This window comes from Pseudomonas sp. LB3P81, from assembly GCF_054897965.1.
On record NZ_JBUBVG010000001.1, the window covers coordinates 1,926,526 to 1,939,538 of the forward strand.

At 60.9% G+C, this 13,013-nt stretch carries 10 protein-coding genes and 1 tRNA gene; all 11 read left to right on the plus strand.

The window, feature by feature from the left end; translation table 11 throughout:
- The first annotated feature begins 4 nt into the window (after positions 1–4).
- The 11 genes from ACYZTL_RS08910 to ACYZTL_RS08960 all read left to right on the plus strand — a co-directional run bounded on the left by ACYZTL_RS08910 (position 5) and on the right by ACYZTL_RS08960 (position 12,865).
- Positions 5–820, plus strand: coding sequence for an ABC transporter permease (locus ACYZTL_RS08910; RefSeq protein ID WP_461951481.1), 816 nt, complete (start codon positions 5–7; stop codon positions 818–820).
- Positions 817–1,605 (plus strand): ABC transporter ATP-binding protein, encoded by a 789-nt coding sequence (locus ACYZTL_RS08915; protein WP_461951482.1) that lies wholly within the window; start codon positions 817–819, stop codon positions 1,603–1,605. The genes ACYZTL_RS08910 and ACYZTL_RS08915 overlap by 4 nt, the downstream gene beginning before the upstream one ends.
- A 12-nt stretch (positions 1,606–1,617) precedes the next feature.
- Complete coding sequence (locus ACYZTL_RS08920; protein WP_461951483.1) at positions 1,618–2,343, plus strand: urea amidolyase associated protein UAAP1; 726 nt, start codon at positions 1,618–1,620, stop codon at positions 2,341–2,343.
- An 11-nt stretch (positions 2,344–2,354) separates the two neighbouring features.
- Positions 2,355–2,996, plus strand: a complete 642-nt coding sequence (locus tag ACYZTL_RS08925) for an urea amidolyase associated protein UAAP2 (protein ID WP_218437284.1) — start codon at positions 2,355–2,357, stop codon at positions 2,994–2,996.
- Between the two features lie 331 nt (positions 2,997–3,327).
- On the plus strand, positions 3,328–6,984 hold the full coding sequence (gene uca, locus ACYZTL_RS08930; RefSeq protein ID WP_461951484.1) for an urea carboxylase: 3,657 nt from the start codon (positions 3,328–3,330) through the stop codon (positions 6,982–6,984).
- A gap of 25 nt (positions 6,985–7,009) precedes the next feature.
- On the plus strand, positions 7,010–8,782 hold the full coding sequence (atzF, locus tag ACYZTL_RS08935) for an allophanate hydrolase (RefSeq protein ID WP_461951485.1): 1,773 nt from the start codon (positions 7,010–7,012) through the stop codon (positions 8,780–8,782).
- A gap of 191 nt (positions 8,783–8,973) precedes the next feature.
- Entirely contained in the window at positions 8,974–10,461 is a 1,488-nt protein-coding gene (locus ACYZTL_RS08940) for a sensor domain-containing diguanylate cyclase (RefSeq protein WP_461951486.1), read from the plus strand.
- 6 nt (positions 10,462–10,467) lie between these two features.
- Positions 10,468–10,662 (plus strand): cysteine-rich CWC family protein, encoded by a 195-nt coding sequence (locus tag ACYZTL_RS08945; RefSeq protein ID WP_461951487.1) that lies wholly within the window; start codon positions 10,468–10,470, stop codon positions 10,660–10,662.
- Between the two features lie 57 nt (positions 10,663–10,719).
- Complete coding sequence (locus ACYZTL_RS08950) at positions 10,720–11,412, plus strand: pseudouridine synthase (RefSeq protein WP_461951488.1); 693 nt, start codon at positions 10,720–10,722, stop codon at positions 11,410–11,412.
- Between the two features lie 314 nt (positions 11,413–11,726).
- Entirely contained in the window at positions 11,727–12,611 is an 885-nt protein-coding gene (locus tag ACYZTL_RS08955) for an alpha/beta fold hydrolase (protein ID WP_461951489.1), read from the plus strand.
- A 180-nt stretch (positions 12,612–12,791) separates the two neighbouring features.
- Positions 12,792–12,865: transfer RNA gene (locus tag ACYZTL_RS08960), tRNA-Gly, on the plus strand.
- The last annotated feature ends 148 nt before the right edge of the window (positions 12,866–13,013 follow it).

Below are 13,013 nucleotides of genomic sequence, written 5' to 3' on the forward strand. Positions count from 1 at the left end.
GGCCATGCGTCTGATCAATCGCCACCCGGATCGCCCGAGTCGCCTGCTGTTGGTGATCCTGCCGTTCGCCCTGGTGCTGTTCGCCTACTTCATGGGCTCGGCCGAGCGACTGACGGATAACCCCAACGACAAGCTGTTGCCAAGCGCCGTGCAAATGACCGATGCGGTGAAACGTCTGGCGTTCACCGCCGACACACGCACCGGTGAATACGTGCTGTGGCAAGACACCGCGTCCAGTCTGCGCCGCCTGGCCATTGGCCTCGGCATCAGCGCGCTGGCCGGGCTGTGCCTGGGCATCGCCGCCGGGACGTTGCCGCTGTTCGGCGCGCCGTTGTCGCCGTTGCTGACGGTGGTGTCGATGGTGCCGCCGCTGGCGATCCTGCCGATTCTGTTCATCGTCTTCGGGCTGGGGGAGTTGTCGAAAGTGATGCTGATCGTGATCGGCATCACTCCGTGTCTGGCGCGGGATCTGGAACAGCGCGCCCGGGAAATTCCGGTCGAACTGCTGATCAAGGCCCAGACCCTCGGCGCCTCGACCTGGACGTTGATGCTGCGCGTGGTGCTGCCGCAATTGCTGCCGCGTCTGCTGATCTCGCTGCGGCTGATGCTCGGTTCGGCGTGGTTGTTCCTGATCGCCGCCGAAGCCATCGCCTCCACGGACGGCCTCGGTTACCGGATTTTCCTGGTACGCCGTTATCTGGCGATGGACGTGATCCTGCCTTACGTGGTGTGGATCACCCTGCTCGCCTGGCTGATGGATTGGGGCCTGAAGCGCCTGACTCAGCGTGCCTTTCCCTGGTATGAAGGAGCTCGCGCATGAGCTTCATCACGGTGAAAAACGTCTGGCAGCAATACGCCGATCAGGTGGTGCTCGAAGGGCTGAACCTGAACGTCAACGAGGGTGAGTTCTGCACCCTTGTCGGCGCATCGGGTTGTGGCAAATCCACTTTCCTTCGACTGCTACTCGGTCAGGAGCGCGCCACTCGCGGCGAGATTCTGTTGGACGGCCAGACGCTGGCCGGCGAACCGGATGCGAGCCGTGGCGTGGTGTTCCAGCGCTACTCGGTGTTCCCGCACCTGACCGTGCTGGACAACGTCGCCCTCGGCCTCGAGCTGCCACGCTCACCTCTGCTCGGGCGCCTGTTCGGCAGCGCTAAAAAAGACGCGCGAGAACAGGCCTCGGAGCTGCTGCAAAAGGTCGGCCTCGGCCACTCGCTGGACAAGTACCCCGCGCAGCTCTCCGGCGGCATGCAGCAACGGCTAGCCATCGCCCAGGCGCTGATCATGAAACCCCGCGTGTTGCTGCTCGACGAACCGTTCGGCGCGCTCGACCCGGGCATCCGCAAGGACATGCACAGCCTGCTGCTGGAGCTGTGGCGCGAGACGCAACTGACGGTGTTCATGGTCACCCACGACCTGTCCGAAGGTTTCAGCCTCGGCACCCGCTTGCTGGTGTTCGACAAGGTCCGCGTCGACCCGCACGCCCCCGGCGCCTATGGCGCACGCATCACCTACGACATCCCTTTGAACAGCGACCGCCGCGCCACTCGCGCCGCCATTGATGCCTTGCCGGCCTCGTTGGCAGACACGCTTCGTATCGCTTAGAGGCATCTGAAAATGACTGATTCGACCCAACTGTTCCCGCCCTTCGCCGAAGAAATGCTCCCCGGCGGCGGCCATCGCTCCTTCGTATTGAAACGCGGCCAGTTGCTGCGCCTGACCGACCTGCGCGGCGGCGCCAACGTCAGCCTGACGCTGCTCAACGCCAATGAAAAAACCGAACGCCTGAACCTGCCCGACAGCCTCAAATGCCAACACACCGCCAAGCTCACCACCGGCCATTGCCTTTACTCGGACATGGGCCGCGTATTGGCGGCAATTACCGCCGACACCTGCGGCTGGAGCGACAGTCTCGGCGGCGTGCTCTGCGCTGAAGAAGTCGCGGAAAAATACGGCGCGGGCCGCTATCAGGAACTGCGCAACGGCTTCTTCCGCAACGGCACCGACAACCTGTTGGTTGAACTCGGCAAGTGGGGGCTGGGCCTGTCGGACTTGCTGATGACCCTCAACCTGTTCAGCCGCGTGAACGTCGATGAGACCGGACGCTTCCACTTCGTCGAAGGCAACTCGAAGGCCGGTGACTACATCGAGTTGTACGCGCCGATGGACACGCTGGTGGTGCTCACCGCGCTGCAACATCCGATGGACCCGGCGCCGGAATATGCACCGAAGCCGTTGAAGCTGAGCTGGATGAACGCCGACGCCAGCGTCGCCGAACATTGCCGCACCTCGCGCCCGGAAAACGAGCGCGGCTTCATCAACACCGACCGTCTGTTCGCCTGAGGATCGCTGCCATGTCACTCGCAATCGCTACCGCTCAACAGCTGCCTGAAACAGCGGTCTACCGCGCCACCATCCCGGCCGGCGAACCGTGGCTGATGGAAGTCAAGGCCGGCCAGACCCTGCGCATCCTCGATCTGGAAGGCAATCAGGCGGTCGATACGTTGTTCTACAGCGTTGCCAATCCGAAAGAGCGCTACGACGTACAACGCACCTTGCGCCGGCAGAACAGCGTCTACCTGAGCACCGGCAGCGTGCTCTATTCCAACCTCGGCAAACCGATGCTTACCATCGTCGCCGACACCTGCGGGCGCCACGACACCCTCGGCGGCGCCTGCGCGCAAGAGAGCAACACCGTGCGTTATGCGCTGGAAAAACGCTACATGCACAGCTGCCGCGACAACTACCTGCGGGCCTGCGTCCACGACGGGCGACTGGGCAAGGGCGACATCGGACCGAACATCAACTTCTTCATGAACGTACCGGTCACGGCGGATGGCGGTCTGACGTTTGAAGACGGGATTTCGGCGCCGGGCAAGTACGTGGACCTGCGGGCCGAGATGGATGTGATCGTGCTGATTTCCAATTGCCCGCAATTGAACAACCCGTGCAATGCCTACAACCCTACGCCTGCGGAGCTGCTGGTATGGAACTGAAATTAGCGCGGTTGCGTAAATGGTTGTTTGCCCTGTGCCAGGCCCGCTCAGCCCAGTGCCTGCAACAGCGAGAACACCGCTAAACCTTGTGGCGAGGGAGCTTGCTCCCGCTGGGTCGCGAAGCGGCCCCAAACCCGCCAACATCGCTGTGCCTGATATACCGAAGCGGCCGGTTTTGCGACTGCTACGCAGCCGAGCGGGAGCAAGCTCCCTCGCCACAAAAAGCGTGAACTTTGTTCATCCGGGACGGCCCGGGTGCATTTCGAAAAACTGCGGGACGGCCCGCATCCCAGGTCGAGGCTGATGTGTTATCGCCTCCGGGGGTTATGCCATGTTCGAAAAAGTCCTGATTGCCAACCGTGGCGCCATTGCCTGCCGCATCCTGCGCACCCTGCGTGAACTGCACGTCAAAGGCGTCGCCGTGTACTCCGAAGCCGATGCCGCGAGCCTGCACATTTTGCAAGCCGATGAAGCCCACAGCCTCGGTGAAGGCGCGGCGGCCGGCACCTACCTGGCGGTCGACAAAATCCTCGCCATCGCCAAAGCCACCGGCGCCACGGCGATCCATCCCGGCTACGGTTTCCTCTCGGAAAACGCCGCGTTTGCCGAAGCCTGCGAAGCGGCCGATATCGCTTTCATCGGCCCGACGCCTGAGCAGTTGCGCGTGTTCGGCCTCAAACACACCGCGCGTGCATTGGCCAAGCAACACGGCGTGCCGATGCTCGAAGGCACCGAATTGCTCGACAGCCTCGACGCGGCGCTGATTGCCGGCGAACAGGTCGGTTATCCGGTGATGCTCAAAAGCACCGCCGGCGGTGGCGGCATCGGCATGCGCGTGTGCCGCAGCGCTGCCGAATTGAGCGAATCCTTCGAAGCGGTCAAACGCCTTGGCCAGAACAACTTCAGCGACGCCGGTGTGTTCATCGAGAAGTACATCCAGCGTGCCCGACATCTCGAAGTTCAGGTGTTCGGCGACGGTCGCGGTGAAGTGATCGCCCTCGGCGTGCGCGACTGTTCGGTACAACGCCGCAACCAGAAAGTCCTCGAAGAAACCCCGGCGCCGAACCTGCCTGAAGGCATGGCTGACGAACTCTGCGCGGCGGCGATCAAACTGGCCAAAGCAGTGAATTATCGCAGCGCCGGCACCGTGGAGTTTGTCTTCGACAGCGAAGATCAGCGCTTCTACTTTCTAGAAGTGAACACCCGATTGCAGGTGGAGCACGGTGTCACCGAACAGGTGTGGGGCGTGGATCTGGTGCGTTGGATGGTCGAGCTCGCGGCCGGTGATTTACCGCCGTTGAGCGAGTTGAGCCAAGGTTTGAAAGCCGACGGTCACGCGATTCAGGCACGGCTTTACGCCGAGGATCCGGGGCGTGATTTTCAGCCGAGCCCTGGTTTGCTGACCGCTGTGAACTTCCCCGTCGCCGATGGCAAACAGCTGCGCATCGACACGTGGGTCGAGGCCGGTTGCGAGATTCCGCCGTACTTCGATCCGATGATCGCCAAGGTCATCTGCTGGGCGCCGACTCGCGAAGAAGCGCGAGCCGATCTGCATCAAGCATTGGGCGACAGCCTGCTCTACGGTGTGGAAACCAACCGCGATTACCTACGGCAGATTTTGCTCGATGCGCCGTTCGCCAGCGGTCAGCCGTGGACCCGTTGCCTGGAAAATCTGGTCTATCGGGCCAACACTTTTGAAGTGCTCAGCGCCGGGACGCAGACCAGCGTTCAAGACTATCCGGGGCGTCTCGGATACTGGGCGGTAGGCGTGCCGCCGTCGGGGCCGATGGACAGCCGTGCGTTGCGATTGGGCAATCTTTTGCTGGGTAACGAAGAAGGCGCCGCCGCGCTGGAAATCACCATGAGCGGGCCGTTGCTGCGCTTCAATTGCGATGCGGTGGTGGCGGTGACCGGGGCGGTGATTCCGCTGACGTTGAACGGTGAACTCGTGGCGATGAACACGGCGCTGCTGATTCCAGCCGGTGCCACGCTGAGCCTCGGGACGATTGCCGGTGCAGGCGCTCGCAGCTATCTGTGCCTGCGTGGCGGCCTGCAAGTGCCGGATTATCTCGGCAGCAAAAGTACCTTCACGCTGGGGCAATTTGGCGGGCATGGCGGTCGTGCGCTGCGGGCCGGGGACGTGTTGCATGTGCCGGTGTTGAGCGACCACAACGTCGGTGAGCAACTGCCTGAAATCGTTGAGTTGCCTGCCGTGCGGCAGATTCGGGTGATCTACGGCCCGCATGGCGCGCCGGAATACTTCACCGAAAACTACATCGGCACGTTCTTCGCCACCCAATGGGAAGTGCATTTCAACTCCAGCAGAACCGGCGTGCGGTTGATCGGGCCGAAGCCGGAATGGGTGCGGGCTGATGGCGGTGAAGCTGGGCTGCATCCGTCGAATATTCATGACAATCCGTATGCCATTGGGGCAGTGGATTTCACCGGGGACATGCCGGTGATTCTGGGGCCGGATGGGCCGAGTCTGGGCGGGTTTGTTTGTCCGGTGACAGTGATTGAGGCGGATCTTTGGCAGCTGGGGCAATTGAAGGCTGGTGACAAAGTACAGTTCTTCCCGGTCGATCTCAAAACCGCCCGAAATCTCGCCTTGAAATGGAATACCCCCTGTGGGAGCGGGCTTGCTCGCGAAAGCGATGTGTCAGACACATTCATATCGACTGACACGCCCTCTTCGCGAGCAAGTCGAATCGTCGCACCGCCGCTCCCACAGGGAGTTGTGTCGCCTGTTGTTTTGGATATTGGTCAGGACGATACGCGGTTGGTTGCGAGGTTGTCGGGGGATACGCACCTGCTACTGGAAATCGGCGCCCCAGAACTTGATCTCGTCCTGCGCTTCCGCGCCCACGCCCTCATGCAGGCGCTGGAAAGCAAACACCTGCACGGCGTGATCGACCTCACACCCGGCATCCGTTCACTGCAAGTGCACTACCAACCCGAACAACTTCCACTCACCGATCTGCTCGGCATCGTCGCCGGTGAATGGGACGCCGTGTGCGCCGCCAAAGACCTGCAAGTGCCCTCGCGGATCGTCCATCTGCCGCTGTCCTGGGACGACCCGGCCTGCCAGTTGGCAATCGAAAAATACATGACCACCGTGCGCAAGGACGCGCCGTGGTGCCCGAGCAATCTGGAGTTCATCCGCCGCATCAACGACCTGCCGAACCTCGATGAAGTGCAGCGCACGGTGTTCGACGCCAGTTACCTGGTGATGGGTCTGGGCGACGTCTACCTCGGCGCACCGGTCGCCACCCCGCTCGATCCGCGCCATCGGCTGGTGACCACCAAATACAACCCGGCCCGCACCTGGACCGCAGAAAACTCGGTGGGCATCGGTGGCGCCTACATGTGCGTCTACGGCATGGAAGGCCCCGGCGGTTATCAGTTCGTCGGCCGCACCTTGCAGATGTGGAACCGCTACCGCGAAGTCGCCGCGTTCGATGGCAAACCGTGGTTGCTGCGCTTCTTCGACCAGATCCGCTTCTATCCGGTGAGCGCCGATGAATTGTTGCGCATCCGCCGCGATTTCCCGCTCGGGCGCTTCGATTTGAACATCGAACACAGCCAGTTGAACCTCGCGGACTACCAGACTTTCCTGGCGAAAGAAGCCGAGACCATCGCCGCGTTTCGCGAGCAGCAGCAAGGCGCGTTCAACGCCGAGCGCGAGCGCTGGATCGCCAGCGGCCAGGCGCATTTCGACAGTGAAGAAGCGGCCCCGGAACCGACTGAAGACGTACCGCTGGCCAGCGGCGAAATGAGCGTCGACAGCCACATCGCCGGCAACCTCTGGCAGGTTCAGGTGGAGACCGGCAGCCGCGTTGCCGCTGGCGATGTGCTGGTGATTTTGGAGTCGATGAAGATGGAAATCCCGCTGCTCGCGCCCATGGCCGGAATCGTCCGCGAGATCCGCGTGCAACCGGGTTCGGCGGTGCGCGCCGGACAGCGCGTCGTGGTGCTGGAACTCGACTGAACCCCATTTGAAAAGGATTAACGCCATGACCATCAATCTGCAACTCGACGCCCTGCGCAGCGCTTACCGCGACGGCAGCACCACACCGCGACAACTGCTGCTGAGCCTGCGTGACAAAGCCGCCGCGCTGAACCCGGACTATCACCTGTTCATTCATTTGCTCAGCATTGAAGAACTGGAACCGTACTTCGCCGCCCTCGACGGTCGCGATATCGAAAGCCTGCCGCTGTACGGCGTGCCGTTTGCGATCAAGGACAACATCGATCTGGCCGGCATTCCAACCACGGCGGCGTGCCCGGCGTTTGCCTATGTGCCGGAGCAGTCGGCGACCATCGTCGAGCAGTTGCTGGCGTTGGGGGCGATTCCGCTGGGCAAGACCAATCTCGACCAGTTCGCTACCGGGCTTAACGGCAGTCGCTCGCCGTACGGCGCGTGCCCGAACAGCGTGTTGCCGGAGTATCCGTCGGGCGGTTCCAGCGCCGGTTCTTCGCTGGCGGTGGCGCTGGGCGTGGCGAGTTTTTCGTTGGGCACGGACACGGCGGGATCGGGGCGAGTGCCGGCGGGGTTGAACAATCTGCTCGGGTTGAAAGCCACCAAAGGGCTGATCTCCACGGCGGGCGTGGTGCCGGCGTGTCGCACGCTCGATTGCGTCACGACCTTTACCGCGACCGCTCGGGAAGCCAGTCAGTTGCTGGCGCTCACGGCGCATCTCGATCCACGGGATGAGTACAGCCGCAGCAACCCGCTGTGGAATGACGGCTCGGCGTTTGGTAATCCGCGCCCTTTCCGCTTCGGCGTGCCGCGTGCGCAGGACCTGGAGTTCTTCGGTTGCCCTGAAGGTCCGCTGTTGTTCGGCGATGCCATCGATCGGCTCAAGACGTTGGGCGGTGAAGCGGTGGAACTGGATCTGTCGCCATTCCTTGAAGCGGCGCGCTTGCTTTATGAAGGCCCGTGGGTGGCGGAGCGCTACAGCGTCGCCGGCGAGTTGATGGAGCAAAATCCTGAAGCTGTATTGCCGGTGATTCGTGCGGTATTGGCCAAGGCACCGGTAGTGAGCGGCGTGCAAACCTTCCGCGCCCAGTATCGGCTGCAAGCCTTGAAAGCGCTTTGCGACAAGGCGCTGGAAGGACTGGATTGCGTGGTCACGCCGACCATCGGCCGTCCTGTCACCTTGGCGGAGCTTGCGGCTGAGCCGGTGCTGCGCAATTCGGAACTGGGTTACTACACCAACTTCATGAACCTGCTCGACTACGCCGCCGTGGCCGTGCCGAGCGCTTTCATGGGCAATGGTTTGCCGTGGGGCGTGACGTTGTTTGGTCGGGCGTTTACCGATCAGTATTTGTTGAGTGTGGCGGATGCGTTTCAGCGTCGTTCGGATGCGCCTGTACCTGTGGCGGTCGCTCGCAATGACCGCGCACGACTGGTGGTGTGCGGCGCGCATCTGGATGGGCTGGCGCTGAACTGGCAATTGAAGCGGCGCGGCGCGACATTGGTCGAAACGACGTTCAGTTCGCCGGATTATCAGCTGTATGCGTTGGCCGGCGGCCCGCCATTTCGTCCGGGAATGGTGCGGGTGAAGGATGGCGGCGTGGCGATTGCGGTGGAAGTTTGGGAATTGCCGAGCAGCGAGTTGGGGTCGTTTCTGACCGCGATTCCTGCGCCGTTGGGGTTGGGCAAGGTGCAACTGGCGGATGGGCGTTGGGAGAGTGGGTTTATCTGTGAAGCTTATGGGTTGGAGGGTGCGGTGGATATCAGTCATCTGGGTGGATGGCGTGCTTATCTGACAGATCAGAGTTGATCTCTCGATTCGCGAGCAAGCCCGCTCCCACAGGTTTTGCGCGGTCCCTGTGGGAGCTGGCTTGCCAGCGAAGGCGTCCGCCCAGACGCCACTGAACCTGACCCCAGCCGATTCACCCCACAAATCCCGCAGTTATTTGCCCGCAGTCCCACTAGAATGCTTTCCATCGGGTCATTGCCAACGGAATCGTCATGCCGCTTCGCTCGCCGCTGTATTCGCAACGTTTGCTGGTTCTCACGCTGATCGCGCTGCTGGGCGCGGGCTTCCTTGCCACTTCATTCCTCAGCTACTACGCCTCGCGCGCCTCGATCCGCGACAACATCGTCAACACCGAGCTGCCGCTGACATCGGACACGGTCTATTCGGAAATCCAGAAAGACCTCGTCAGACCGATCCTGATTTCCTCGATGATGGCCCGCGATACCTTCATGCGTGACTGGGTGGTAAACGGCGAGCACGACACCGACCAGATGACCCGTTACCTCAATGAGGTCATGACCCACTACGGTGCCTACACCGCGTTTTTTGTTTCCAACGGTACGCTGACCTACTACCACGCCAAAGGCGTGCTCAAGCAGGTCAAGGTCACTGAACCGCGCGACACCTGGTATTTCCGCGTGCGTGACATGGCCGATCCCTACGAGATCAACGTCGACCCGGACCTTGCCAACAAGGACAACCTGACCTTCTTCATCAACTACAAGGTCTACGACTACAACAACCGTTTCATCGGCGCGGCGGGCGTTGGTCTGACAGTCGATGCGGTGATCAAGCTGATCGACAAGTACCAGCAGCGCTATCAGCGCAGCGTGTATTTCGTCGACAAACTCGGTCGGCTGGTGCTCACCGGCGCCGATGGCGGTCCGCAGGGTTCGCGCGTCGGGCAAACCCTCGGCGAACTCGACAGCATGAAGAGCCTCGTCAGCCAACTGCCCAAACCCCACAGCGGCAGCTACGAATATTCCGTCCAGGGCGAGGGACATTTCCTCAATGTGCGGTTCATTCCGGAATTGAACTGGTACCTGTTCGTCGACAAACGCGAAGACGGCGCCCTGAGCGAAATCCGTCAGTCGCTGTACCTCAACCTGCTGATTTGCCTGGTCGTGACGCTGATCGTGCTGGCCCTGCTCCACCGGGTGATCAAGCGCTATCAGGGCAAGATCCAGGCGCAGGCGACGCTCGACAGCCTGACCGAGCTGCCGAACCGTCGCGGCTTCGACCTGCTGGCCGCACAGGCGATGCACGAGGCTCAGCGCGAGCCGAAACCGCTGACCGCGCTGCTGCTGGATCTGGACCACTTCAAGGCCTTGAACGACACCTACGGTCACCTCGCCGGCGATCAGGTGCTGATCGGCTTTGCACGGGATCTTGAGAGTTGCCTGCGCCAATCCGACATCGTCTGCCGCTGGGGCGGTGAGGAGTTCATCGTGCTACTCAAGGACACGGACGGTGAGACCGGTCTGATGATCGCCGAGAAAATTCGCCGGCATGTCGAGCAACAGCGTTATGCCTACAGCGATCACGCCTTGCATCTGACAGTCAGCATTGGCCTCACGACGCTACAACCGGATGACACCTTGCACACCCTGCTCTCCCGGGCCGATCATGCAATGTATCGGGCCAAACAATCCGGCCGTAACCGTACCTGCGCGGAAAAGCCTCACACCAGTTATGCATAGTCCTACATGAACAAGCCTGAATTCTGCCCGGCCTGCGGCGCCTCCAACGACTGCACCCTGGCCGACCCGCGAACCGCCGATCGGGCCTGCTGGTGCTACGGCGTCAGCATCGACCCGGCGGTACTCGAAGCGCTGCCCGCCGAGCTGCGTGACAAATCCTGCCTGTGCCCGCGCTGCGCACAGGTCGAGGCGCAGTTGTAAGCATCCTTATGGCCGATCACGTAAGATGCGCGGCCCTTTTCCTGTCGATGTTTTGTCATGCGCGTTGACCGCTTCCTCAGCAACCTGCCCCGCTTCAACCGCAAGCAGGTTCGTCTGTTGCTGGTGGAAAAGCGCGTGCGGGTCGACGGAAAAGTCGTCAGTGATCCTCACGCCGAAGTGCTGGAGTTCAGCCGTGTCGAGGTCGATGAGGAAGTCCTGCAAGTCGGCAAACCCGCACGCTACTTCATGCTGCATAAACCGCCCGGTTGCGTCAGCGCCACTCGCGACCCAGAGCATCCGACGGTGCTCGATCTGATCCACGAGCCGGACAAGGAAGACCTGCACATCGCCGGTCGCCTCGATTTCAACACCACCGGTCTGATGCTGATCACCAACGACGGCAGCTGGTCGCGACGCCTGACCCAACCGCAGACCAAACTGCCCAAGGTCTACTACGTCGAGACCGAGCAAGAGATCGGCCCGGAATATGCATTGAAATTCACCGAAGGCCTGTACTTCGCTTTCGAAAACCTCACCACGTTGCCGGCCGAGTTGGCGCTGCTCGGGCCGAAATCAGCGCGACTGAGCATCGTCGAAGGCCGTTATCACCAGGTGAAGCGGATGTTCGGCCACTTCGACAACAAAGTGTTGCGCCTGCACCGCGAACGCATGGGTCCGCTGACACTCGACAACGCGCTGAAACCGGGCGAATACCGCCCACTGAGCGATGAAGAGATCAGATTGATCTAAGCAGCCTACCGCTCAGCAGAAGCCGTCGAAGAATTTACGAATTGCACTTGCGCGATGCCGACTCCCCTGCTTGAATCAGGTCGTCAGCCAAAATGTGACTGACGAGTCACAACGTACTTCAAAGAAACTTTTTGTCGGTTAGAGAACCTTAAGGTTCCGCCTCAGACCGGCAGACTGCCCGCCAATAACAATACCCGTCGACCGGACTGCAATGGATCGACATGGGCCTTCAAAATTCCAGGCATCTGCCTACCTGTCACAAAGCTCGTGCAATCTCATTTGCGCGCATACCCGCTTGCCAGGAGTCTTATGACATGAGGCCAGAAATCGCTGTGCTGGATATACAGGGTCAGTATCGGGTTTACACGGAGTTCTATCGCGCAGACGCCGCAGAGAAGACCATCATCTTGGTCAACGGCTCGATGGCCACGACTGCGTCGTTTGCACAAACTGTGAAAAACCTCCATCCGCAGTTCAACGTGGTCTGCTACGACCAGCCCTACGCGGGCAAATCAAAAGCCCACAACCTGCATGAAAAATTGCTGACCAAGGAAGTCGAAGGGCAGATCCTTCTGGAGCTGATCGACCACTTCGCCGCCGAACACGTGCTGTCGTTTTCCTGGGGCGGCGCCGCGACCCTGGTCGCCCTCGCCCAACAACCGCGACGCATCGAAAAAGCCGTGATCAGCTCGTTCTCCCCGGAGATCAACGCGCACATGCTCGACTACCTCGAGCGCGGCGTCGACTACCTCGGCAGCCGTGACGGCGACCGGGTCGGCAACCTGGTGAACAGCACCATCGGCAAACACCTGCCGACCCTGTTCAAGCGCTTCAACTTCCGCCACGTCAGCAGCCTGGCCGATCATGAATACGGGCAGATGCACTTCCACATCAGCGACCTGCTGCACAGCGACCGCCAGTGTTTCTTCAAAGCGGCAGAGAAAATCAACGTACCGGTGCTGTTCATGAACGGCGAATGGGACGAATACACCGCCGCCGATGGCGCCCGGTTATTCGCCGACCATGTGAAACACGCCACCTTCAAGACGCTGGATGCGACTGGCCACTTTCTCGACATGGAACACAAAGCCGCCTGCCGAGACAGCCGCAATGCCCTGCTGGGTTTCCTGAAACCTGAGCAACCGGCAAACCGACCGCGTTACCACTACGTCCAGGACCACCATGCATTGGCAATCTGAAACAGCGTCATCGCGAGCAAGCTTCGCCCTACAACGCTAACGCAAATCTGTAGAAGCGAGGCTTGCCCGCGAACGACCGTTACGCGGTCTGATGTCTTGTTTCACCTGCGCTAAAGCCATCCCGCGCAAAGAAAAACTTCATTTCCACGTGCACATCTGGTACAAAGTCAGCCGTTCTGAGCGGGTGTCGTATAATGGCATTACTCCAGCTTCCCAAGCTGATAACGAGGGTTCGATTCCCTTCACCCGCTCCAATCGAATTTTGGTCTCACGTTGTTTTTTGACGGGGGATGCAGGTAAAGAAAAAACCGGCCTTGATGGCCGGTTTTTTTGTGTCTGGGATTTGGTGGAGTTGCCTTTTGCCCTCAGGGCAGTTACGACTAAGCTGAGATACGTTATCGT